This is a genomic window from Streptomyces sp. NPDC005728, assembly GCF_040630895.1.
Lineage (GTDB): Bacteria > Actinomycetota > Actinomycetes > Streptomycetales > Streptomycetaceae > Streptomyces.
The window spans coordinates 1-23,332 of sequence record NZ_JBEXYL010000116.1 but is presented as its reverse complement, the minus strand read 5'-3'; the positions used below and the strand labels follow the sequence as shown (position 1 = coordinate 23,332).

The 23,332-nt window shown below is 69.0% G+C and carries 23 protein-coding genes; 12 read left to right on the top strand and 11 right to left on the bottom strand.

Annotated features, from left to right (window positions below; all coding sequences use genetic code 11):
• Positions 1-185: 185 nt before the first annotated feature.
• The gene (locus ABZ471_RS41515; protein WP_359074147.1) at positions 186-1,304 is read left to right on the top strand and encodes a PP2C family protein-serine/threonine phosphatase; all 1,119 of its coding nucleotides are present in this window, start codon (positions 186-188) and stop codon (positions 1,302-1,304) included.
• 244 nt (positions 1,305-1,548) lie between these two features.
• Here ABZ471_RS41515 and ABZ471_RS41510 read toward each other — a convergent pair whose 3' ends face one another.
• On the bottom strand, positions 1,549-2,664 hold the full coding sequence (locus ABZ471_RS41510) for an FAD-dependent monooxygenase (RefSeq protein WP_359074145.1): 1,116 nt from the start codon (positions 2,662-2,664) through the stop codon (positions 1,549-1,551).
• Positions 2,665-2,735: 71 nt separating this feature from the next.
• Between ABZ471_RS41510 and ABZ471_RS41505 the strand changes: the two genes are divergently transcribed.
• Both ABZ471_RS41505 and ABZ471_RS41500 read left to right on the top strand, forming a co-directional pair.
• On the top strand, positions 2,736-3,416 hold the full coding sequence (locus ABZ471_RS41505) for a TetR/AcrR family transcriptional regulator C-terminal domain-containing protein (protein ID WP_359074143.1): 681 nt from the start codon (positions 2,736-2,738) through the stop codon (positions 3,414-3,416).
• 332 nt (positions 3,417-3,748) lie between these two features.
• Complete coding sequence (locus tag ABZ471_RS41500) at positions 3,749-4,126, top strand: hypothetical protein (protein ID WP_359074141.1); 378 nt, start codon at positions 3,749-3,751, stop codon at positions 4,124-4,126.
• A 242-nt stretch (positions 4,127-4,368) separates the two neighbouring features.
• Here ABZ471_RS41500 and ABZ471_RS41495 read toward each other — a convergent pair whose 3' ends face one another.
• Positions 4,369-4,698 (bottom strand): hypothetical protein, encoded by a 330-nt coding sequence (locus tag ABZ471_RS41495; RefSeq protein WP_359074139.1) that lies wholly within the window; start codon positions 4,696-4,698, stop codon positions 4,369-4,371.
• A gap of 280 nt (positions 4,699-4,978) precedes the next feature.
• Here ABZ471_RS41495 and ABZ471_RS41490 point away from each other — a divergent pair, with 280 nt between their 5' ends.
• Both ABZ471_RS41490 and ABZ471_RS41485 read left to right on the top strand, forming a co-directional pair.
• Positions 4,979-5,668: a hypothetical protein gene (locus tag ABZ471_RS41490; protein ID WP_359074137.1), complete on the top strand. Its 690-nt coding sequence runs from the start codon at positions 4,979-4,981 to the stop codon at positions 5,666-5,668.
• A 545-nt stretch (positions 5,669-6,213) separates the two neighbouring features.
• Positions 6,214-6,954, top strand: a complete 741-nt coding sequence (locus tag ABZ471_RS41485; protein ID WP_359074135.1) for a hypothetical protein — start codon at positions 6,214-6,216, stop codon at positions 6,952-6,954.
• A 291-nt stretch (positions 6,955-7,245) separates the two neighbouring features.
• Here the strand turns inward: ABZ471_RS41485 and ABZ471_RS41480 are convergent, their stop codons facing one another.
• From ABZ471_RS41480 to ABZ471_RS41465, 4 genes are all read right to left on the bottom strand, one after another.
• A complete protein-coding gene (locus ABZ471_RS41480; RefSeq protein ID WP_359074149.1) occupies positions 7,246-7,593 on the bottom strand; it encodes a hypothetical protein in 348 nt (115 codons plus the stop codon).
• Positions 7,524-7,871, bottom strand: coding sequence for a helix-turn-helix domain-containing protein (locus ABZ471_RS41475; RefSeq protein ID WP_359074134.1), 348 nt, complete (start codon positions 7,869-7,871; stop codon positions 7,524-7,526). The genes ABZ471_RS41480 and ABZ471_RS41475 overlap by 70 nt, the downstream gene beginning before the upstream one ends.
• A 294-nt stretch (positions 7,872-8,165) precedes the next feature.
• The gene (locus tag ABZ471_RS41470) at positions 8,166-9,746 is read right to left on the bottom strand and encodes a hypothetical protein (protein ID WP_359074133.1); all 1,581 of its coding nucleotides are present in this window, start codon (positions 9,744-9,746) and stop codon (positions 8,166-8,168) included.
• Positions 9,747-9,927: 181 nt separating this feature from the next.
• Positions 9,928-10,473, bottom strand: a complete 546-nt coding sequence (locus ABZ471_RS41465; RefSeq protein WP_359074132.1) for an HD domain-containing protein — start codon at positions 10,471-10,473, stop codon at positions 9,928-9,930.
• A gap of 242 nt (positions 10,474-10,715) precedes the next feature.
• Between ABZ471_RS41465 and ABZ471_RS41460 the strand changes: the two genes are divergently transcribed.
• On the top strand, positions 10,716-11,303 hold the full coding sequence (locus tag ABZ471_RS41460; RefSeq protein WP_359074131.1) for a hypothetical protein: 588 nt from the start codon (positions 10,716-10,718) through the stop codon (positions 11,301-11,303).
• A 110-nt stretch (positions 11,304-11,413) separates the two neighbouring features.
• Here the strand turns inward: ABZ471_RS41460 and xdhC are convergent, their stop codons facing one another.
• The 3 genes from xdhC to ABZ471_RS41445 are packed head-to-tail and all read right to left on the bottom strand — an operon-like array spanning position 11,414 to position 16,150.
• Positions 11,414-12,223, bottom strand: a complete 810-nt coding sequence (gene xdhC / locus ABZ471_RS41455) for a xanthine dehydrogenase accessory protein XdhC (protein ID WP_359074129.1) — start codon at positions 12,221-12,223, stop codon at positions 11,414-11,416.
• 1 nt (position 12,224) lies between these two features.
• Complete coding sequence (gene xdhB / locus ABZ471_RS41450; protein ID WP_359074127.1) at positions 12,225-14,672, bottom strand: xanthine dehydrogenase molybdopterin binding subunit; 2,448 nt, start codon at positions 14,670-14,672, stop codon at positions 12,225-12,227.
• The gene (locus ABZ471_RS41445; RefSeq protein WP_359074125.1) at positions 14,669-16,150 is read right to left on the bottom strand and encodes an FAD binding domain-containing protein; all 1,482 of its coding nucleotides are present in this window, start codon (positions 16,148-16,150) and stop codon (positions 14,669-14,671) included. The genes xdhB and ABZ471_RS41445 overlap by 4 nt, the downstream gene beginning before the upstream one ends.
• Before the next feature lie 593 nt (positions 16,151-16,743).
• Between ABZ471_RS41445 and ABZ471_RS41440 the strand changes: the two genes are divergently transcribed.
• Both ABZ471_RS41440 and ABZ471_RS41435 read left to right on the top strand, forming a co-directional pair.
• Positions 16,744-17,817: an acyl-CoA desaturase gene (locus ABZ471_RS41440; RefSeq protein WP_359074124.1), complete on the top strand. Its 1,074-nt coding sequence runs from the start codon at positions 16,744-16,746 to the stop codon at positions 17,815-17,817.
• A 36-nt stretch (positions 17,818-17,853) separates the two neighbouring features.
• A complete protein-coding gene (locus tag ABZ471_RS41435) occupies positions 17,854-18,306 on the top strand; it encodes a GNAT family N-acetyltransferase (protein ID WP_359074122.1) in 453 nt (150 codons plus the stop codon).
• 70 nt (positions 18,307-18,376) lie between these two features.
• Here the strand turns inward: ABZ471_RS41435 and ABZ471_RS41430 are convergent, their stop codons facing one another.
• Positions 18,377-19,258, bottom strand: coding sequence for an NAD(P)-binding domain-containing protein (locus tag ABZ471_RS41430; protein ID WP_359074120.1), 882 nt, complete (start codon positions 19,256-19,258; stop codon positions 18,377-18,379).
• A gap of 97 nt (positions 19,259-19,355) precedes the next feature.
• Here ABZ471_RS41430 and ABZ471_RS41425 point away from each other — a divergent pair, with 97 nt between their 5' ends.
• The 3 genes from ABZ471_RS41425 (at position 19,356) to ABZ471_RS41415 (ending at position 21,613) form a co-directional block, all read left to right on the top strand.
• On the top strand, positions 19,356-19,718 hold the full coding sequence (locus tag ABZ471_RS41425; RefSeq protein ID WP_359074118.1) for a helix-turn-helix domain-containing protein: 363 nt from the start codon (positions 19,356-19,358) through the stop codon (positions 19,716-19,718).
• 170 nt (positions 19,719-19,888) lie between these two features.
• Positions 19,889-20,146, top strand: a complete 258-nt coding sequence (locus tag ABZ471_RS41420; RefSeq protein WP_359074117.1) for a hypothetical protein — start codon at positions 19,889-19,891, stop codon at positions 20,144-20,146.
• Between the two features lie 510 nt (positions 20,147-20,656).
• Positions 20,657-21,613, top strand: a complete 957-nt coding sequence (locus ABZ471_RS41415; protein WP_359074115.1) for a helix-turn-helix domain-containing protein — start codon at positions 20,657-20,659, stop codon at positions 21,611-21,613.
• 72 nt (positions 21,614-21,685) lie between these two features.
• Here ABZ471_RS41415 and ABZ471_RS41410 read toward each other — a convergent pair whose 3' ends face one another.
• Positions 21,686-22,483 (bottom strand): SDR family oxidoreductase, encoded by a 798-nt coding sequence (locus tag ABZ471_RS41410; RefSeq protein ID WP_359074113.1) that lies wholly within the window; start codon positions 22,481-22,483, stop codon positions 21,686-21,688.
• A 107-nt stretch (positions 22,484-22,590) separates the two neighbouring features.
• On the opposite strand from ABZ471_RS41410, the gene ABZ471_RS41405 reads away from it, so the two are divergent.
• Entirely contained in the window at positions 22,591-23,193 is a 603-nt protein-coding gene (locus tag ABZ471_RS41405; RefSeq protein WP_359074112.1) for a TetR family transcriptional regulator, read from the top strand.
• Positions 23,194-23,332: the final 139 nt, after the last annotated feature.

Genomic DNA, 23,332 nt, shown 5'->3' with positions numbered 1-23,332 from the left:
GCCCCGGCGGCGATCCGGCTACCTCTGCCCTGCTCCGCAGGAATCCGATTCCTCCCCAGCCAGAAGGCCGGGGCATCCTCGGAGGTGCCCGGTGACATGCCGCCTTCGGCGTAATGACCGGGTCGGGTCTGGTGACGGCGCCACGCTGTGGGCCTTCCTTGATCACGGTCGTTTCAGGAGCCCAGGTGCACAGGTCGCGCCAGAGCCTCGATCCGAGCGCGGACCACGGCTTCGAGGTGCCGACGCCGTCCGCCTGGATTCGGTGGCTACCCGTCGCGTACATCGCGTTCGTCATCGTCATGAGCATTCCGCTGCCAGCGCATTGGGCGACCAGCTTCCCGCTCATCGCCCTGCCGGCTCTCGCTGCTTATACCCTCGGGCCCGCTGCCGTCGCGGGGATCACGGTGATCGCCCTCGGGCTGGAAGCCGTCCTGGCCGACGTCGACCATCACCTAACTGAAGAGCACCACATCAACGCCTACATCGCCACCGCTCTGGTCGGCGTCCTCGGCGCCGCACTCGCTGCCCACCGCCGCCGCCAGCAGCGGTCGTTGGTGCACGCGAACTCGGTCGCCGAGGCGCTCATGCGCACCCTGCTGCGGCCGGTGCCGCACCAGGTCGGGCACGTGCTCGCGGCGGGCCTGTACCGGCCTGCCGAGGCCGGCACCATGGTCGGTGGCGATCTGTACGACATCCGCGCCACCCCGGGCGGCGAACGTGCCATCATCGGCGACGTCCGTGGCAAGGGCCTGCAGGCAGTGCGTACCGTCGCCGACATCCTCGGCACCTTCCGCGAGGCCGCCTACGACCTGGGGGACCTGATGGCCGTCGGCGCCCGGATGGAACGCCGCCTGGCCCGGGAGGCGGAAGACATCCCCGATGACGAACTGTTCGTCACCGCGGCCCTGGTCGAACACGACCCTCTCGCCCATCGGATCACGATCATCAACCACGGGCACATCGAGCCGGTCCTGATCTCCGGCGGTGAAGTGAACGCCCTGACCGGGCCGCCTGCCCTCCCGCTCGGCCTGGGCACGTTGACCGCCGACCCGCCCGCCGCCTACACCCACAACTTCACCCGCGACGACGTCCTGCTGCTGGTCACGGACGGGCTGGTCGAAGCCCGCGACGCGGCCGGCGCCTTCTACCCCCTCCTCGACCGGCTCCGAGGGCGGTTCACCGGCCAGCCGGCTCCGGGCCCTGCCGACGTCGTCGACTTCCTCAACGCCGACCTGCCCCGCCACACCGGCAATCTGCACGACGACGTCGCCATCCTCGCCATCGCCCCACACGAGCAGCAGTAGCCCGACAAGGCGCCCGTCTGTCAGGGGACAGCTCCTGTTGGAACGAGCTACGCGTGGCGGAGCCATGAAGCTGACCAGTTCTGGCAGACGCGTGGTCGCCGCGATCAACAAGGTCCCTGCTGAGGAAATGACATGGCAATGAGGCAGAGGCCCCTGGCCGCGATGTGCGACAGAACGATAAGTCCCAGGTAACAGCACGACACGTAGGTCACGGACGGTGAGAACCTACCTACCTTGCAGGGTCTCAGACTCCGTCAGGTTGGAAGAATGCGAGCATTTTCTGGGCGCCGTCCGGCGACGCCAGCAATTCCTGCATCTCCGCGGACATCCGGGCGGCAGCGCCGGTGCGTTCGAACATCTCGCGTTCGTATTCTTTGACGGCGGCGGGAAAGTCGTCCGGGCGCGCGGCCAGCGCGAGGCCGAGCAGTGCACCGTCGAGCAGCGCCATGTTGGCGCCCTCTCCCACCGGCGGCATCAGGTGCGCGGCGTCGCCGAGCAGTGTGACGCCTGGCGTCGACGGCCAGGTCAGGCCGACCGGGAGAGTGGTGAGCGGCCGCGGCACGATCGTGTCGTCGCAGGCCGCGATCAGCGCGGTGAACCGTGAGTCCCAGCCGGGGAGCAGGTCGACCAGCCGCGCCCGGGCGGCGGCCGGGTCGTCGAACGGGATCCCGCTGGTAGCGAACCAGTCCTCGGCGGTGTTGTAGAAGCTGAGGCCGATGCGAACGCGGCCGTCGCCGTTGCGCTGCGCCGCCAGGGATATTCCGTTGCCGAGCACCCAGTAGGTGCCGCGCCCGACCATCGCCGCGAGGTCGGGGTGCGTGTGGTCGATGTCGGGAATGCCGACCTCGACGACGTTCTGGCCGATATGTGCCGGGCGGGCGTCGGTGAGCAGCGCGCGGACCCGGGACTGCGCGCCGTCCGCGCCGACCAGCAGGTCATACGTCGCGCTGCCGCCGTCGGCGAAGTGCAGCAGGCCGTTGTCGGCGGATTTGAACGCGTGCCCCCAGCGCACCACGTCTTCGGGGAGGGAATCCAGCAGCAGGTTGCGCAGATCGGCGCGGTCGACCTCGGGTCGATCGAGCGGGGCGTCGTCGGGCGTGTCCTCCTGGAGCAGCAGGGTGCCGTCCGGCTCGAGAAGACGCATGTCCTGGCCTTCACCACGGGCGATCGCATAGAACTGGTCGATCAGACCGGCCTCGCGCAGCGCCCGCTGGCCGGAGTGGATGTCGAGCATGCCGCCCTGACCGCGCGCACCACGCGACGATTCACGTTCATACACGACGGCGTCGATGCCGTTCACGTGCAGCACACGGGCGAGAGCCAGGCCACCGAGGCCGGCTCCGACGATGGCGATGGTCATGGTTGCCTCTCCTTCGATACGCCGTACTGTCCGATACACTGTATCGCTCGATGCGATGTATTGTTAGGGGCATGTTGGTGTGGGAGAGGCCGGAGCCACCGAATCGACCCGTGCCGGCCCCGCTGAGCCGGGAACGGATCGTGCGCGCGGCGATCCAGCTGGCCGACGCGGACGGCCTGGAGGCGGTGTCGCTGCGCAAGGTCGCCACCGCGCTGGACGTCCGTCCGATGCGGCTGTACGGCTACATCGCCAGCAAGGAGGAGTTGCTCGACCTGATGGTCGACGCCGCCCACGGCGAGATCCGGCCGGTCGGAGACGGCTGGCGGGAGGTGCTCCGGTCTCTTGCCGAAGCCACCCGGCACGCCGCTCACGAGCACGAATGGCTCGCCGATCTACTGGGTGGCCGACCCCAGCTCGGGCCGCACGCGCTGGCCAGCGGGGAGACCGTGGTGGCCGCACTGGGCGACGTCGACGTGGACGCCGTCATGCCGGTGGTCGCCGCAGTCAACTCATACGTGATCGGCGCGGTGCGTCGGGAGATCGCCGAGCGGCGTGCCGAGCGGGCCACCGGGATGGACGAGAAGCGCTGGCAGGCCTCACTCGGGCCCTATCTGGAGCGAACCTTCGCCACCGGCCGATTCCCCGCGCTGGCCACGGTGGTGCGCGATGCCGCCCACCTGGACGCCGACCACACCTTCCGGATCGGCCTCGACTTCCTGCTCGACGGCATCGATGCCCGGATCTCAAAGTGACGCGCGACCGAAGGACCGGACCGGCCATAGCACCAGGTCGGCGCTGACGCGTTGAGACGACGCAACCTCAGACAAGCACACGAAGCTCCTGCCGACACAGGCGATCTTGGTCGTGAACCCGTCGACCAGGAGCTTCATCGCGTGCCCAGGCCAACCGGCGCATTCAACAGCCAAGTTGGCCGTCGACCGCGTCCGTGCGGGCTCTGTATAGGCTGGTGCGTGTGGATGTGACGGGATGTCTTGGGTGTGACCTTCTGACCGGGCGCCGGGAGTTGCCCGGGGGCATCCTGCACGAGACCGCTGCTTGGGTGGTGAACCACATCGTCGGTCCGATGAATCTCGGCACCTTGATCGTCGGTCCGCGGGAACACGTCGTGGCCATCGCGGAGCTCGATGACACGGCAGCGGCGGAACTCGGCCCCTTGCTGCGCGACACCGCTCGTGTCGTGGAGGCGTTGTGCCGGCCTGAGCAGACCTACGTCTGCATGTGGTCGCACGGCCGCAACGCGCGCAAACACCTGCACATCGCGGTCCAGCCGGTGACCGCAGAGGTGCGGGCCCGCTACGGCGGGCTGCGCTCCGAGCAGCTCCAGGCCCGGATGCTGGCGGACGGTGACGAGCCGGACATCACGGAGGTCGAGCAGTTCTGCGAGCGGGCTCGCGAGCTGTTCCGGACGATCAACGACAGCAGCGCCGAAGACCGCAGCTGAGCACCGGTACCGCGCCGACGTCACGACGCAGTCGGGCACCCCTAGGCGAGGAAGCACTGCAGTCTTCTCCACCACGCATCCTCAACGTGAGGTGGGAAAAGGCCCAGTGGCCGCACGACGGTCGATGCGTTCTGCTCGCGCTCGGCGCACCCGCTGGTGGTGGCCGTACACGTGCCCGTCTGACCGGGCACTTCGGCTCGCGAGTCTGAGCAACGTCGTTGACGAGCAGACTCCGGCGAACGTCAGCGCGCAGCACCCTTCTGGTTGTACATGGGCGGCCGATCCAGTACCTCGATGTACTTGACCCTGCCGTTCACGACGTCCAGGACCAGCATGCCTTCCGAGGGCAGGAGCGGTACGCACCGATGGCCCTCGCCATACGGCTGTCCTTTCGGATGGACCGCCGTGTGGATGCTCTGACAGAAGTCATCGCCACAATCGCACATGGCGACAAGACGAAGGTCCCAGGCGCATATCGCCAACTCCCTTTCCCCTTCTTCCTCCAAGAGGGTGATCAACTCAGCGACGAGGTCGGGGAAGGCTTCGCGGACGAGGGGGTAGTCCTGCTCCATGCCGGCAGGTTAGCCGGAACCTCGCCGAGCGTGTTGCTCGGTAACGGAAGCACGCAGTCGCATCCCCCAGCGGCCTCCATCGGCAAAATCACGTTCTACGGCTGGAGTACTGGCTGCCGAAGAACCTACGAGATCGGGCTGAACGCTCGGGAGGAGTCATCAGACACCGCTCGCCGCTCTTCCTTCCCTCCGTTCCGCGGCGGGCCTTAGGCTCGGGCTGCGGGCTCCATTCGCCGGAACCGAGCGGTTTGCATCACCGGGGGAAGTCGTGGAAGTGCCAATGCTGATCCTGCTGGGTGCGGCAGGAGGTGCGCTGCGCGGGCTTCTCGACGCCTACACCCGGTTCCTGGACTGGCAGTCAGCCCGCCGCGCCCATCGGGGGTTACCCTCCGGTCAGGAGAGCGAACCTCCCCGGTTCCAGGACTACTTCGACCCCGTGGCCGACCCGGTTGCCGCCGTCGTACACAGTGCGATGGGCGCCGGAGCCGCGGTGCTCCTGGGCACCACGGGCCAGATCAGCGGTGCGTACGCGGCCGTCGTGGTCGGCATCTCGGCCCCGGTGATCCTGACTCAACTCGGACGCGCCCAGTCGGTGAGCGACGCGGTCATCGGCGCGTCACGGACGGACCTGGGTCCAGGAGGAGGTACCGCCGGTGTCGCTCCGGAACGTGCACTGCCCGCTCAATGGACGACGCCGGCAGGCCCCGAGTCCCAGCCCCACGTCGCACCGTCCGGCATGGCCGGCCCGACGCAGCCGACCACGACGGTGCCCTCGGCTCCCGCGCCCGTCGACGAACCCCGCACCGACGTGCTGACCACCGACCTTCAGCCGGAGACCGGAACCCGCGAACATCGGCCGAACGGTTGGCCCGTGGGCCCGGCGGGCGAGCGAGGCCGTGGACTCGGCGGCTACCGGGCACCCCGACCTCCGCACGGACCCACCGTCGGCGAGGAGGGGACGACACGATGACGCGACCCTCCATGAGTCGGCGCATAGCTGCAGCGGTCCTGGGCGTCGACCGCAGAACCGACTCCATCGACCCGCCTTCGGCTGTCGCACGCCAGCGCAGGCTTCCCCTCGGGCGCCGTCTGCTGACCTCCGTCCTGGGCATCCAGGCAGACCCGGCGACATCCGTACGCAGCGAGGCGGATGGGAGAGCGAAAGATCGGCAGACCGACCGCGCGAGCCGTTCCGTCCCCGGCTTCACGGGCTCGGACTACGCCAATCCGGACTTCGGAGGGCCGACCGAAAGCACTCCTCCCCCACCGCGGCAACCGAACCCACCCACCAGGGCTCGGCGGGACACAAGGCAGCCTGGAAATCAAAGCGGCGGCGCTTCGAGGAACGCGACTGCCCCGCGCTGGGAGGGGCCACATCCGCTGGTTACGCAGCACCTGCTGAGCGAGGACCGCCAGGAATTCGAGCGGGTCCTCGACGAGGCGCTGCGCTCCGCACCACACCGACCGGAACTGGCCACTGTCGGACAACGGCTCAACCCCGAACAGCTGCGCACCATGGCGCTCAACGCCACCGCACTCATCACGACGGCCGCGGCGACCGAGTACCAGCACTACGTGAAGGTCCGCGAAGAAGTGCGCCACCCCGCGCCGTCCACCTCCTCGTCTGCAGGTGACCCCGACTCCGGACAGCCCGCAGCGGCCGGCACGATGGGGCTCGCCACCACCCTGGGGGAGGCATCCGAGACCGCCGGGGCGGGTGTCATCGCCGTCGCCTCGGTGCTGGCACCCGTTCTCTCCGGCGCGGCTGCGATGACCTCCTTGATCGTGGGCCTCCTCCTGAGGCTGCTCGGCCTCGCACCGTCCTTCGCCCGGATGCTCCTCACCATGGCATGGGTCTTCGGGGCGATCGCGGCGGCTGCGACGGTGGCTGCCGCCGTGGCTCTGCTGGTCACCGCCCTACGCAACAGCCCCTACGATGCCGGTCCGTACGACGACCTCGGCGACGAGGTCGCCCGGGCCAGGGAAGCCTGGCGGGAGGCCCTGCTGGAACGCGGCATCCTGCCGTTCCTGCAGGAAGCGCTCGGCGATCCCGGTACGACGGCCCTACGGCATACGGCCCCGTCGGCACCGATCAGCCGCATGCCCCGCCTCGGCCACGACCGCCCCGGCTTCCGCAGCCCCGACAGCGGCACCTCGGCCCCTCGTCCGAGCTTCACCACCCCGGACTTCGCGAGCCCGGACTTCGGAGGGCCCGCCGAAAACACCCCCTCCACGGGTTCTGAGCACCCCGAATGACATCCCCCGAATGACGGCTGGAGGACCTCCCGCCTCCCCCTTCACCCGTTTCGAGTTGACTGCTTTGCACCGGTCGGTTCCGGGACGGGTTCGCCCCGCGGTTGGGCTGGGCCCTGAGCTCGCGGTTGGCGACGCGGACGACGACCTCGCCGCCGTGTCAGCGGCCACCAGATCCGCATCACGCCAGAGGAAGCGTTCCGTCCGCGACCGCCTGCGTGGCGCCGGAGACCGGGCGGACGAGGTGGCACCGCTCACCGTCGTCGGAGTCCCTCGGCACCGGGCAGCGGCCACTCAGCTCTCACACCCCTCGATGTCGTCCTCACAATCGTCCAAGTCCTCGGGGGCCACGGCGTCGAGCCGCCACAGCACGAGGCCGTCGGTGTCCTGTCCCGTATGGGGGATACGGGCGGTGAAGCGGCCGCCGACGGGAATGTTGAACTGGTCCGCCTCGCGGTCGCCGCACGTCACCTCCCACTCGCTTTCCTCGTCGCCGCGTGCGAGGGTCAGCGTCACCGAGCGGCGGGCGGGTGCCTGGCAGGCGAGGTCGAAGGTGTAGGGCCGGTTTCCCTTCACCGGAACGACGGCGACCAGCGGGCCCTGGATCGCCACCGCACCCTGAACGTGCCATGCTCCCGGCACGCCCGGTCCAAGTCCTTGAAGGTCTGCTGGAGCACGTGCGAGGGAGCGGACTTCAGCCACCCATGCTCGCGGTTGGCGTCGGCCGGCTCGGCGCACTGCGGGACGTAATTCATCCAGCCGCCCCGCCGCCGGTACTCACGACGCTGCTCCAGACCGGTGTTCCACACCACCCGGCACACATCCGCGAACTCCCCGCACTGCGCGGCCTGCTCGGCCGTCAGCTCAAGCCGGTACCTGCGACCCGACAGCACCAGAACACCCCCTCCAACTGACCTCATCAACCTGGACGACGCCACTGACAACACAGCAGACTCCGCCCTTCGCGGCTCCGCGCCAAGGATGAGCCAACCCCGTCCTCAAGGACGGGCCTGCGCTCAAGAGGTCTGGTCAGTCAGTGCGTGACGCTGTATCCCAGCATGCTCTCGGGATCCCTGCGGCCGGCGGCGGAGGCGGGCTGCAGGAGTCGGGCGATGCACATCCTGTCTTCGTCGTCCGACTGCCCGCCACACTGACGCCGCGACCAGCCCGCCCGGCCGCAAGCCGCCTCCGTCGCACCGCGGTGTACCCGCTGCTCAATTTCCGTCGTGGACAGCCGTGAGTCCGTTGAACACGCCGATGTAGGCGGTGCCGTCGGGGCCGAGGGTGATGGGGGCCCAGTTGTTGTCGTAGTTGATGCCGGTGCCGACGAGCTGCTTGAAGCGGGTTTCGCCGGTGCGGAAGTCGACGGCGGTGAGGTACCAGGCGTCTATGCCCAGCGGATTCGGGTTCTTCGTGTACAGGTACAGCAGGCCGTTGGCGGTGGACAGCTTCGGCACGGTGGAGGGTGAGCGTTCGCCGCTCTCCCATACGGTGTCGCACCCGCTGCCGTCCTTGCGGACGTCGATGCGGGTGACCCCGCCCGCGACGCTGCGCCCGAGAGTGAGCGAGGAGATGTTCTCGTACCCGTAGTTGTTCTCGACCACGAGGCTGTTGCCCCAGCTGATCAAGGAGTTGTCCGTGGTGGAGGCCCCGGAGCCGAAGACGGGGATCTCGCAGAGCAGGCGGTGGCCGGTGGGGACGCCGACGTCGCGCCGGTAGACCAGGACGTGCATGCGGTCGTCGGCGTTGTCGGTGATGGCGACGTATTTTCCGCCCTCGCCGAAGATGTCCGGTGTGGTGCCGGAACCCTGGTTGACGGAGCCGGGTTTGGTCCCTGTTCCGCGGTCGTAGGTCTGCCGCCAGATCACCTCGGGTGTGCCGTCGGCGGTGGCGCGGAAGTCGTACAGGGCGTGGTCGGAGACGAGGGCGACGCCGTCCTCGGCGACGGAGAAGGAGTTCTGGATCTCCTCTCCGGCGAGCCGGACGGACCGGATGGTGCCGGTGGCGGGGTCGACGGTGCCGACGCGGCCCTGCCGGGTGACCCACCAGATCAGGCCGCTCCAGTCGGGCAAGACGGACGTGACGGGATCGCATTCGCCGCGGGGGTGCAGGTTGGTCCAAGTGACGCAGTCGTGGGGTACGTGGCTGCCGAGGTCCCAGTCATCGGTGACGGTGAAGGTCCAGGTTCCGTCAGGGGTTTGCCGGTGGGCCAGGCGCAGGACATGCTGGCGGGAGTCTGCGAGTACCAGCCGGTCCTGGTCGTCGAGGTAGGAGTAGGCGCCACCGGACGTGTCCTTGAAGATCCGGGAGAAGTCGAGACGGGTGATCGCCTCGATGGTGGACGGTCGTTGCGGCAGCTTGTACTCGGCCAGGGTCGCAAGGGTATGCGGGTCGAGCAGTTTGACCAGGAAGCCCGTGAACGTTCCGCAGACGGTGACGATCCGTCCGTCCCGGTCGAAGGTGACGTTGGCGCACTCGCCGCCGAGCGGCGCCATCCGCTCACTGCCGACCCGGGGTTGTCTGCCGAGCGGGCCGTTCCACGGATAGGTGGCGCTGCCCCAGGCATCGGCGTGCATGCCGCTGCGGCCGTTGGCCGCGAGGAACGGGTGCTGTGGGGGCTGCTTGCCGGGGAGGGGCTGGGAGGTGGCGGGCGCTCCGTCATAGGCGTCGACCAGTCGGTGGCCGGGTGCCCTGGGTATCGGGTTAGCCTGCGCCGGCGTGGGCCCGGTGACGGCTGCGGCTGCCGCCAAGGTCAGGGCGACGGCCAGGGCACGGCTGAGTGTCCTGCGGGACATGCGGCTCCTCGGGTGCGTACGACAGGGGTCGCGCCGACGGCGACCATAGGAGCGCCTTGCTGAGGAGTCCACAGAAACGTGAGGATTGTTCATGATCCTGAAATGACTGGGCATGGGCGCGCTGTCGGCGGCGAGGACCCGGGTTCAGGAGTCGATGGACAGCGCCGGAGGCAAGGGGTGGTCAGCCGGCCGCGACCCGGTGCACCACCGGTCGCCAGGACTCCAGGGCCGCTACCCGCAGACCCACCACCTTCCCCGCGTCGTCGGCCCTGCGCAGCGCGATCGCCCCCGAGAATTCGGGGTCCGCCTCGAAAACGGCCGCCTCGCGCGGGGTCATGGGGCCACCCTGGCAGCCGAGGGTGCGGGCGCTCTCCGGGGACAGTGCGAGGTGCGGGTCGGCGGCGGCGAGATAGCGCTTGGCCGGGATGTGGAGGGCGACGAGACGGGCGACCCGGGTGCCGAGCAGGCCCTCCACCGCCGTCGCGGCGTGTGAGCCGTGGCCCGCCTCGTCGCCGGGCACGAGGTGGTGGCCGATGTCGTGGACCAGTCCGGCCACTTGAAGTTCCTCGTCGTCCGGGTGGCGCTCGGCCAGTACGGCAGCGACTTGGAGACCGTGGTCGAGGATGTCCACCGGGTCACCGGAGCGGTCCGGGGTGTCCCATACGTCCGCGCAATCGGCCAGCAGAGCCATGAGCGCGTCCACGGACGGTATCGGGTCGTACGTCATGGGGTGACAGTGGCGCACGGGGGCGTACGGAAGGTGACTGCAGGTTGTACCGCGCACGCCAGGGGCGCACCTGGTACGAACACGAGCATCTGTCGCTGCAGGCGATCGCCGACCGGGAAGGCGGCAGCCTCGCCAGGATCCCCGAGATTGCGGAGGCCGCTCGTGGACTATTCGCGACACTGGGTGGGGACTTGTACGGGCAAATGGTGCACTGCGCCGAAAGAAGCGGGAGGAGGGTGACGTTGGGTCACACGAGAACCACGGGTGCACAGCAGGGCCGGCGGGCTTTCGCCGCGCGCGGGCTCGGCGTTCTGGCCGGCCTCGTCGTCGCCGGGACGAGCAGCGCGGTGGCGTACGCGGCAAAGGACGAGCCGGCGCGTGCGGCCCGCCTTCGCGCCGACGACAGCGAATGGCGCTTCTGCGAACGCTGCTACGGGATGATCCACGTATATGTCGGGCTGGGTGTCGGCCGCTGCCCGGGCGCCGGTGACGGCCACTACGCGGCCGGCTACCAATTCCGCCTCCCCTACAACGTGCCGGAGACGGCGACCGCGCAGGCCGACTGGCGCTACTGCCAGAGGTGCCTCGGCCTGTTCTACTTCGGCTACCCGGGAGGCGGCTGGTGCCCGGCCGGGGGCTCCCACTTGGCGAAGGGCTATGACTACGTCCTCCCCCACGACGTGGTCGAGACCCCCACGAGCCAGGCGTACTGGCGGTTCTGCACCAAGTGCTACGCCCTCTTCTACTGGGGCTACCCCACCAAGGGCCGCTGCCCGGCCGGCGACGCCCACGAGGCGGCGGGGTACAACTTCGTCATCCCACACTTTTGACGGCCCTCAGGTTCAGGGTGCAGGGCTTTCGGGCCATGATCGCGCCGACAGGGTGCCTCGCCCTGTGCATTCGCACTTGTGCGGGGCGCCCTGTCGATCCGGTGGGAGAGTCAGTTCTCCTCGGTTTCGAAGGTGCGCAGCAAGTCGGCAGCGACACTCACGGCAATGGTCGCGGGTTCCTTGCCGGTGATGTCGGCCAGCCCGATCGGGGTCTTGATCCGATCGATGGTGGCGTCGTCGTGCCCACCCTCGGTGGCGAGGCGTTTACGGAACCGCACCCACTTTGCCGCCGACCCGATCAGCCCGATGGAGCCGAGGTGGGTGGTGCGCAAGGCGGCGTCGCACAGAGCGGCGTCCTCGGCGTGATCATGGGTCATGATCAGGATGTGGGTGCCGCGCGGCAACTCCTCCAGCACCTCCTCCGGCAGCAGCGGCGTGTGATGCACGTGCACCTGCGCCACCGCGTCTGCCAGCACGGCGAGCCGCTCCTCGGCGAGGACGTCGGAGCGGCTGTCGATCAGATGGAGGTCGAGGTCCTGACGCGCAAGGATGCGCGCCAGTTCCAGCCCGACGTGCCCGACACCGAAGATCGCCACCGCCCGTACCACCGGCAGCGGTTCGAGCAGCACCGAGACCGTGCCGCCGCAGCACTGCACGCCATGCTGATTGGTCACCTTGTCGTTCAGGGCGAAGTCAATCAGCTCCGGCTCCGGCTTGGAGGCGACGATCATCTCCCGGGCCCGATCGATCGCGACGGCCTCGACATTGCCGCCGCCGATGGAGCCCCACGTCTCGGTCTGCCCCACAACGAGTTTCGCACCGGCATCGCGCGGGGCATGGCCGCGCACGGTCGCGACGGTCACCAGCACGCCGGACTCCCGGCGTGCTCGCAACCGTGCGACCGCGGCGACCCACGTCATGTCAGGCACCGCTCAGCGCTTCTGCGTCGGTCCGGATCCTGCCATTGGCGGCGTGGCCGTTTCCGGCGTGGCCGTTGGCGGCCGCCCCGTTGAGGGCGTGACCGTTCCGGGAGGCATCGTCCTGGCGAGCTGCCTGGATCGCCCAGTACACCGCCTCCGGCGTCGCGGGCGAGGCCAGGTCGACGCTGACACCGGTCGGCCCGAACGCTGCCGCGGCCTGCCGCAACGCTTCCCGCACCGAGAACGCCAGCATCAGCGGAGGCTCACCCACCGCCTTGGAGCCGTAGACCGCGCCCTCTTCGGTGGCGTTCTCCAGCAGCGTGACGTTGAACTCCTCGGGCATCTCCGAGAAGCTCGGCAGCTTGTAGGTGCTCGCCGCCTGGGTCAGAAGCCGGCCGCGGTTCGGGCCGTCGCTGGTGTCCCAGCGCAGGTCCTCGAGCGTCAGCCAGCCCGCGCCCTGCACGAAACCGCCCTCGACCTGGCCGATGTCGATCATCGGGGACAGGCTGTCGCCGACATCATGCACGATGTCCACGCGCCGGATGCGGTACGCACCGGTGAAGCCGTCGACCTCCACCTCGGTCGCCGCGGCGCCGTTGGCGAAGTACTTGAACGGCGAGCCCCGGAACGACTTCGCGTCCCAGTGCAGCCCCTCGGTCCGGTAATAACCGGACGCCGACAGCTGGACCCGCTGGAAGTAGGCGGTGTGCACCAGGTCGTCCCAGGCCAGCTCCTTGTCGCTGCCCAGGGCGCGCGCGACGCCCTCGACGATGCGCACGTCCGAAGCGTTCGCACCCAGCTGGGAGCCGGCCACCTGCAGCAGCCGCTCGCGCAGCTGCTCACAGGCGTTCTTGATCGCCCCACCGTTGAGGTCCGCCCCGGAACTGGCAGCGGTGGCGGAGGTGTTGGGTACCTTGTCGGTACGCGTCGGGGCGAGGCGGACCTTGTGCAGCGGGATGCCCAGCGTGGTCGCGGCCACCTGCATCATCTTGGTGTGCAGGCCCTGGCCCATCTCGGTGCCGCCGTGGTTGATCAGGACCGAGCCGTCCTTGTAGATCAGCACCAGCGCGCCGCCCTGGTTGAAGGCGGTGAGGTTGAACGAGATACCGAACTTGATGCCGGTGAGCGCCAGGGCCCGCTTGGTGTGCGGGTGCGCGGCGTTGAAGGCGGCGATCTCGCGCTTGCGGTCGGCGATGCCGCCGTTCTCCTGCACCTGCTGCCAGACGGCGGAGATCCGCTCGGCCTGCGTGACCGGCTGCCCGTACGGCGTCGTCTGGCCCTGGCCCGGCTGGTAGAAGTTGCGTTCCCGCAGCTCCATGGGGTCCAGGCCGAGCTGCGGCGCGCAGCGGCCCAGAATGTCCTCGATCACCAGCATGCCCTGCGGTCCGCCGAAGCCGCGGAATGCGGTGTTGGAGACCGTGTTGGTCTTGGCGATGCGACCGGCGACGCGCGCGTTGGGGATCCAGTAGGTGTTGTCGATGTGGCACAGCGCACGGGCAAGAACCGGCTCGGACAGGTCCAGGCTCCAACCGCCGTCCGCGACCAAGGTGGCGTCGAGGGCCTGGATACGGCCGTCGGCGTCGAAGCCGATCTTCCACTTGGCGTGGAACCCGTGCCGCTTGCCGGACATGGTCAGGTCCTGGGTCCGGTTGAGCCGGAACCGGACCGGCCTGCCGGTCAGCTTGGCGCCGAGCGCGGCGACGGCCGCGAACCCGTGCGGCTGCATCTCCTTGCCGCCGAAGCCGCCGCCCATCCGCAGGCACTGCACGGTCACCTCGTGGGCGGGTACACCGAGCACGTGCGAGACGATTTCCTGCGTCTCCGAGGGGTGCTGGGTGCTGCTCTGGATGAACACCTGCTCGTTCTCGTCGACCAGAGCCAGCGCCGCGTGCGTCTCGAGGTAGAAGTGTTCCTGACCGGAGAACTGGAACTCGCCGGTGATCACGTGTGCGGAGTCGGCGAAGCCCGCGTCGATGTCGCCGTGCACCATCAGGGGCTGGGCGCCGTGATAGCTGCCCGCCGCCATCGCATCCTGCAGCGTGATCAGGGAAGGCTGTTCGTCGAGCTCCACCTCGACGGCCGCCGCACCGAGCCGGGCCGCCTCCAGGGTCTCGCCGAGCACCCAGGCGACCGCGTGGCCGTGGAACATGACCTCGTCGGGGAACAGCGGCTCGTCGTGCTTCATACCGGCGTCGTTGACGCCTGGAACGTCGGCACCGGTCAGCACGCGGACCACACCGGGTACGGCGAGCGCGGGCTCGGTGCGCAGCGCGGTGATCCTGCCGCGGGCCTTCATGACCTGGACCGGGTACGCGTGCAGCACGTCCTTGGTGCGCTGGACCAGATCGTCGGTGTAGAGCGCGGTGCCGGTGACGTGCAGGAAGGCACTCTCATGCGGCATCGATACGCCGACTACAGGCTTCTCGGGACGCTCGGACAAATGGCTCATGACGACACCGCCTCGGTGGTCTGTGCGTGCAGCTTCAGCAGGCTCTGGCCGAGCATCGCGGAACGGTAGAGGGAGCTGGCGCGATGGTCGTCCATCGGCGTGCCCTCACCCCGCAGCACCCGGGCCGCGGCCTCGACGATCTCCGCCGACCACGGCTTGCCCTCCAGGGCCGCCTCGGTGGCGAGCGCGCGGATCGGGGTGGCGGCCACGCCGCCCAGGCCGATGCGTGCCTTGCGGACGATCCCGTCCTCGATGTCGAGCGCGAAACCGACGGCCACGCTGGAGATGTCGTCGAAGCGCCGCTTGGCAATCTTGTGGAAGGCCGTGACCGGCGACAGCGGCAGCGGGATGCGCACGGCGCGGATCAGCTCGCCGGGACGGCGCACGCTCTGCCGGTAGCCGGTGAAGTAGTCCGCCAGCGGGACCACGCGCTCACCGTCGACGTCGGCGAGCACCAGCGACGCCTCCAGCGCGAGCAGCACCGGCGGGCTGTCACCGATGGGCGAGCCGGTACCGAGGTTTCCGCCGAAGGTTGCACCATTACGGATGAGCCGGGAGGCGAACTGCGGGAACAGCTCCGCAAGGAGCGGGACGTCGCCGTCGAGGCGGCGCTCGATCTCGGTGAGCGTCAGCGCCGCTCCGATCTCGATGTGGTCGGATTCGACACGCAGCTCACGCAGTTCGGGCAGCCGGTCGATAGCTACGACGCAACCCGCCCGGCGGGAACGGATGTTCACCTCTACGCCAAAGTCGGTCGACCCGGCGACCACCACCGCGTCGGGCCGCTCGCGCAGCTGCTGCAGCGTCTCGGCCAGGGTGCTCTTCCGCAGGAACGTGCTGTCGTCCCGGGTGTACTCGGTGGCAACCGGTGCGGGCGGGGACTGCTCACGGCGCTGCGCCAGCGGGTCCTCGTCGGTGGGCTCACCGACGGCGAACGCGGCATCGCGAATCGGGCGGTAACCGGTACAGCGACACAGGTTTCCGCTCAGCGCGTGCAGATCGAAACCGTTCGGACCGTGCTCGGCGTCGTGGCCTTCGGCCGAGTCCGCGCCGTCCGCCGAGTCCCCGTGCGCGCAGCGGTCGGGGCGGTAGTACTCGGAGGCCATGCTGCAGATGAATCCCGGTGTGCAGTAGCCGCATTGGGAGCCGCCACGGACCGCCATCTCCTCCTGCACCGGGTGCAGGGCGGGTGGCGTGCCCGGTTGGCCGGCGGTAGCGAGGCCTTCAGAGGTGATGACCTCCTGACCGTCGAGGGCCGCGACCGGAACCAGGCAGGCGTTGACCGCCACCCAGTCGGTGGGCTTGTTCACCCCGGGACGGGCCACCAGGACCGAACAGGCGCCGCATTCACCCTCGGCGCAGCCCTCCTTGGTGCCGGTGAGGCCACGCTCGCGCAGGAAATCCAGCGCTGTGGTGTGGGGCGCAGCCGGTGAAATCGGTGTTTCTTTCCCGTTGACCGTGATCCGCGCCGCTACCATGACAGGCCTTCATTTCGGTGCGCGATCGGTCGATTCATCATGTTCGCCAATTTCAGGCAGCTTTCTGTGTTCAGACGCACCACGTAAGAGGAGCGGGCGCAAGACGGCACGCAACAGCGGCGTGCCGGAATGTGGTGACGGGAAACCCGGAATGTGCCATGGACGGGCACATCAGAACGGCGTGCTCAGCAGCCGTGCGCGATCCGACCCGGAACCCAGACGGTGCACTGGGCGAGGCGACCGAGATCAGAGCTGGTGTACATCTGCTGGTCGCCTCCTTTCGGTAGTCATGGGTCGACGACTATCGCAAAATAGTGGCTGGAGCCACAGTGGTCAAGAGGTCGGCTCGCGTCGGCCGCGGGTTCAGGAACATCCGATCCCACCTGACACGCCCGGCCCGTGCACCCACCACTGTCCATCCGGCCGCAACCAGCTCGAGGACCCCGGAGGTCAAAGGACAAGCCGAGCCCTTTCGGAGCCCGGTTGTCGGTGTAACCGGGGGAAAACCCCCGAGGGTCGGTGGGGCAGGCCTCGGGTGCATACGGTGGCTGGCAGGCTTCTTCGGCTCGTACGGCGTCACCAGAATTCTCGCCATGACGACCTCCCTCGATGCCTCCGTGGCAACCAGCCCTTCCGCCGCCGATGCGGGCACGTCCGGCGCCGGTGCCGGCAGTGACTTCGCCAGACTGTCCCGGCGCATAGCCGAGGCCGGTCTGCTGAAGCGGCGCCCCGGCTACTACGCGGTGCGGCTCGGTCTGGTGACCGGGCTGTTCGCTGCCGGCTGGGGAGCCTTCTTCGTTCTCGGCGACACCTGGTGGCAACTGGCCGTGGCCGCCTTTCTGTCCGTGGTGTTCGGGCAGGTCGCTCTGGTGGCGCACGACTTGGCCCACCGGCAGGTGTTCCGGCGGCGCCGGCACAGCGAGATCGCAGGACGGCTGTTCGGCAACCTCGGGATCGGCATGAGCTACGGCTGGTGGATGAACAAGCACACCCGCCACCACGCACATCCCAACCACGAGGAACTCGACCCCGATGTCGCCCCGGACATCCTGGTGTGGTCCGCCGAACAAGCCCGCGCCAGCCGGGGCCTGGCCCGCCTCCTCGGTGGTCACCAGGCGCTGCTGTTCTTCCCGTTGCTGAACCTGGAAGGCTTCAACCTGCACGTCGCGAGTCTGCGGGCGCTGCGCTCGCCGTCCATGAGGAACCGGCTGCTGGAGGGCGCCCTGCTCCTCCTCCACATCGGGGCTCTCCTCTCGGCCCTGTTCCTGGTGCTCTCGCCGGGCAAGGCCGTGGCGTTCCTCGCCGTGAACCAGTGCTTGTTCGGCGTCTACCTGGGCTGCACCTTCGCCCCCAACCACAAGGGCATGCCCACGCTCACGGGTGCACAGCAGCTCGACTTCCTGCGGCGCCAGGTCCTGACGTCCCGCAACGTGCACGGCGGCTGGTTCACCGACGTGATGCTGGGCGGGCTCAACTACCAGATCGAGCACCACCTGTTCCCGAGCATGCCCACGGTCCATCTGCGTCGGGCCCAGGTGATCGTGCGGCGGTACTGCGCCGAGATCGGGGTGCCCTACCACGAGACCGGACTGATCCAGTCCTACCGCGAGGCCCTGACGCACATGCACCGGGTGGGAGAGCCGATCAGGCAGCAGCGCAGGGCGTGAAGATCGGGAGCAGCGCGCGGCGATAGCCTGGCGATCATGGTGGACTGGGAGATACGGCCGGCTTCGGCGGCGGACGTCGAGGCGGTGGCCGAGCTGCGGGCCGTGGTGATGCGGGCGGATCTGGAGCGACTCGGGCGGTACGACGAGCAGCGGGTGCGGCAGCGGCTGCGGAACGCGTTCGCACCGGCGCACACCTGGGTGATCGAGGTGGACGGCGCGTTCGCCGGCTGCGTGTCACTGCGGCCGGCCGAGGACGCCCACTGGCTGGAGCACTTCTACCTGGCCCCGCACGTGCAGGGCCGCGGGATCGGTGCGGCCGTGCTGCGCGACCTGCTGGAGCCGTGCGACCGCGCAGGCACCCTGGTCCGGCTGAACGTGCTGCAGGGCAGTGAGGCCCGGCGGCTGTACGAGCGGCACGGGTTCGTCCTCGAGACCGAGGATCCGGTGGACGTGTTCATGGTGCGCAAGCCGACTTACAGCGTGTTGTGACGGTGCTGGTCACAGCCGTTCGTTGCGGACCGTGACCAGTACGGTCGCCGCTGGGGCGGCAAGCGGCCGGTCAGTGCACCAGCAGGTCGATCACACCCGTCAGGTCCTCCTCGCCGCTGCCCTCGGCCAGGCGGCGGCGCATCAGCTCGAAGTAGGGGCTGAGCAGTTCCGGGTTGACGCCCTGCTGCTCGGCGGTGCGCAGGAAGGTCGGCGTGCCGGCCACCTGCATGGCGAGGCTGGAGACGACACCCTTGGTGTAGTCGCCGCCCCGTAGCTGTTCGGCGGTCTGGTGCACTGCGGGGGCCATCGCGACGAGCCAGTCGGCGAGCAGCGGGGCCAGTGACGTGGGGTCGATGTCCTCCTTACGGATCAGGGCGAAGGCGTGCGCGGCGCCTGCGAACATCCCGTACATGGCGCTCAGCAGGGCCACGTCGTGCAGGGCCGCGAAGCCCGCGTCCTTGCCGACGTAGGTGGTGCCGGCCGGGACAGCCAGGGTTTCCTGGTGCCGCTCGAACAGCTCCCGCGAGCCGCTGTAGAAGACGTAGCCGCCGGCTTCCGGGACGCCGATCATCGGAGGGACGGCCATGATCCCGCCGTCCAGGTAGCGGGCGCCGCGCTCGCGGGCCCACTCGGCACGGGCGCGGGCCTGGGCGGGGGTGCTGGTGGTCAGGTTGACCAGGTCCCTGTCGGTCAGGTCGGTGCCGGCCAGCACCTCGTCGATCGAGGCGTCGTCCAGCAGACAGACGATGACCAGGGGGTTCGCCGCGACCGCCTCGGCGGCGCTGTCCGCGCCCCTTGCACCCTCGGTGCCGAGCGCCGCGGCGCGGGCCGGGGTGCGGTTCCAGACGGTGAGCGGGTGGCCGGCGGCAAGCCAGGTACGGGCCAGCGCGGAACCCATCGCGCCGAGTCCCAGCATCGTGACGGAAGTCTTCTCAACAGTGTTCTGTGCCATGCCGATTAGGCTGGTCGCAGGCCCGGAGGTGATCAAGTACGCACTTCGGAGTGGATGGTTACCCCGGGGTGAGCGAGCACGCCAGAAGGGTGGGGGGATGACGACGCTGAACCGGCCGGGCGCACCGGACGGACACGTCTGCGGGATCGACACCGCGATGGAGGTGATCGGTGGCAAGTGGAAGGTCCTGATCCTCTGGGCGCTCCACGAGCACCCCTGTCGCCGCTTCGGCGAGCTGCGTCGACTGCTTCCGGGGATCACCGAGAAGGTGCTGGCCTCGCACCTGCGCGAGATGGAAGCGGACGGCGTCGTGCACCGCGTCTCCTACGACGAGGTGCCGCCCCGCGTCGAGTACTCGCTGACAGAGGACGGCATCCGGCTCAACGAGGCACTCCAGCCGCTGGCGGCCTGGGGGCGCGAGCGGACGATCGCTCGCGGGCTGGATGAAGGGGTGCGCTAGGCCCTGCCATTTGGATCATCGCGGGGGGCCGTTCTCCCGGCTGTGTCACTTCGCCGCATGGTCGGCAAAGCAACCATTCCCGGGTGTGCGGCAGTCTTACCGGGCGTCGTGCTCAGAGGATCAGCCTCTGTCGATTCGTATCGGCAAACCGACTGGAAAGGGCGCGCTCCATGGTGCTGAATCCCGACTTCTGCCTGGACATTCCGGAGGGTTTCGACGACTCGGACGCTGAGACCGGGGTACATCCCATGGCGCGGAAGCTGTTCTTCGCCACACATGCGGCGGACGCCTTCAAGAAAGCCCATGAGTGGGTGCGGGAACAAAAAATCCGTGTGTCGGACGTGTCCTGGGATTTCTTCCACGACGAGGACGAGCCCTACTGTCTGAGCATCTATTTCACGTTCGAGCTGGATCCCGAAGACACCTGACCACGACTGCGCGGTTCCGACTGGATCAGCCGGCCCGTCGTTGGTCCGGGAGTGCCGTCGGCTGAGGCGCAGCGGCGCCAGCTCCCGAGGCCGTCGCGGTGGAGGAGGAGGACCTCGGTCCACGTCTCGTCGAGCGGCGCGTACTCACGCGCTTGCCGCTCCGCGAGGGTGTCGGCCAGCCGTGCCGCAAGCTGCCGGGCGTGAGGCTCGTCCTTGGCGTTCCGAACGACGTAGAAGTGTCGGACGGCCCGATCCGTAGGGGTACAGACACGGAACCCCACCATCCACAGATGATCGATGAACAAGAGAACGCTCCTTTCGGCTGGATGGTCGTTCTTCGCGCTTGGGGCCCGTAGCGCTCACGCTAGTGACTGGCCGAAATGCGGCACAGCGGCTGGATCGACAAACAGCAACGGGTTCCCGCCATACCTTTGACGTGGGGAGATCTCTCCTCAGGGATTTCTTTCCCGGATTATTGGCGTTGGCTGGATTACGTCTATCGTTGATGCCGTGCACACCGTGGCAGTTCTCGCCTTGGACCGGGTGCTGGCGTTCGACCTTGCAGTCCCGGTCGAGGTGTTCGGATGCGTCCGGCTGCCGGACGGCCGACGGCCCTACCGGGTGCGAGTCTGCGGGGTCACGCCGGACGTGGACAGCGGCACGTACGTCGTGCGGGCACCCTGGGGGCTGGAGGCGCTGGCCGACGCGGACACGATCATCGTGCCCGGCCGCTCCGACTACAGCAGCCCGCCCGCCGAGGAGGCCCTGGAGGCGTTGCGCGCAGCGGCGGCGCGGGGGACCCGGATCGCCTCGATCTGCGCGGGAGCGTTCACCCTGGCCCAGGCGGGGCTGCTGGACGGTCTCGCCGCGACCACGCACTGGCTGGCCACCGGCCTGCTCGCGGAGCTCTACCCGAAGGTGGAAGTCCGTCCGGACGTGCTGTACGTCGACAACGGCCGGCTGCTGACATCGGCCGGGGCGTCGGCGGGCCTGGACCTGTGCTTGCACATGATCCGGCTCGATCTGGGCTCTGCCGTGGCGGCCGACGCCGCGCGCCTGATGGTGATGCCGCTGGAGCGGGAAGGCGGTCAAGCCCAGTTCATCGTCCACCAGCAGCCCCCGGCGCCTCAGGGATCGGTGATCGAACCAGTTCTCACATGGATCGAGGAACACCTGGGCCAGGATCTCTCCTTGGAGACCATGGCGGCCCGATCCGGGCTGAGCGAGCGGACCTTCAGCAGACGGTTCCACGAACAGACCGGCACCACGCCCCTGCAGTGGCTGCTGCGTGCACGGGTCCGCCGGGCCCAGTACCTGCTGGAGACCACCGACGACACGGTCGAACGCGTGGCGGACCAGGCCGGGTTCGGCTCGCCCACCGCATTCCGCGAGCGCTTCAAACGAGTGACCGGAACCACCCCGCACGGCTACCGCGCCTCGTTCCGCGGTCAGCGCACGAGGGTGTAGACCAGCCTGCTGCTCGTTGCCGGCCCGCTGAGCACGGCAACACGCCGAGCCACCTGATCGTAGAGCCGGACCCTAGTGTGCGGCGGTCATGGATCCCATGAGCAGGACCGCACGACGCCTGCTCAACCCCCGGCCCAGACTCGCCATCACGCGGTTGAACCGGCCTGAGACGACGCTTGGCGGTGGTGTACGGCGGTCAAGGGCCCGCAGCGCCGTCGCCACGACCTCCCCGGGGGACTGCCGTCTGGCGCCGCCGTCCGCGGCGTTGGTGCCGATGACGTCGAAGAACTCGGTGCTGGTCGCGCCGGGAGACAGGGCGATCACGCGCAACCCGGTGCCACGGGACTCCTGCCACAGGGCCTCGGTGAAGCTCAGCACGAACGCCTTGGCCGCCGCGTAGACGGCCATGTTGGGGACGGGCAGGTACGCCGCCATGCTCGCGACATTGATCAGCACCCCGGTGCCGGCGGCCCGCAGCGGCTCGATGAAGGCCCGGCTGATGTCGATGACGCCTGCGACGTCGACGCTGATCTCCTCCCGCAGGCGCTGCGGGTCCTCTTGATGGAACGGGCCGAAGGTGCCGAACCCTGCGTTGTTCACGACGCTCGTCACGGTCAGGTCGCGCCGCGCCACCTCCTCGGCGAGGGTCTGTCCTGCGGCGGGCAGGCTCAGGTCGAGTGGTACGACCGTGGCTTGGACGCCGTGGGCCGCGGTGAGTTCGGCGGCCAGTTCGTCGAGCCGTTCCTGGCGCCGTGCGACGAGGACGACGTGCGAACCGCGCTCGGCGAGCCGGCGGGCGAACTCTGCGCCGATGCCGGCGCTGGCGCCGGTGATGAGGGTGGTCTGACCGCGGTAGTCGACGGCGCTCATGGCTGCTCCCGGGAGGCGGCGGGTGTACTCGTGGTGGCACTGTAGGCCTGAACTGTCACTCGGTGTCAAGATGGCACTCGGTGCAGTCGGTGGTAGGCTGCGTACCCATGAACGATCGCGAGGGCCGCCCGGCCGGACTGCGGGAGCGCACCCGGCGAGCAGTGCAGGCCGAGATCGTCGCCACCGCGATGAGACTGTTCCTCGAGCGCGGTTTCGAGGCCACGACCATGGAGCAGATCGCGGGCGAGATCGGCATTTCGCGGCGCTCGCTGTTCCGCTACTTCGGCACGAAGGAAGACATCGTGCTGGGTGACCACGCCGAGAGCGGCAGGGTCCTGCAGGCCGCACTGGAAGCCCGTCCGGCGGACGAGCCCCCATGGGAAGCGCTCCGGGCGGCTCTCAAGGCACTCGTCGAGTCACTCCCCTACTCTCCGGAGGACTTCCTCAAGATCACGAGCATGCTCCATGCCTCGCCCTCTCTCCGGGCGCGTCAGCTGGACAAACAGCAGCAGTGGATGGACCTGCTCGTGCCGGACATCGCCGGACGACTGGGTGCCGCGACGGACCCCATGACCGAGATACGGGCCCGCGCACTCGTCGCCTGCGCCCTGGCCTGCTCCGCCATCGCCACGGAAGCCTGGGTCCGCAGCAACGGAACGGTCGACATGGAACAGGTCTTCGATGAGGCGGCTGCTGCAGTACGCGGATAGGACGTCGTGCGCGCGCTGACCCCGCGCGACCGGGTCCGGGCAGTCGCCCTCGCCTTCCGGGCGGCGCTGGTGTCCGGCACGCCGTGAACCGGCACGGTCGTGCAGCGCCTCCCGTCCGGCACACAGGGCGGCGCCCGAC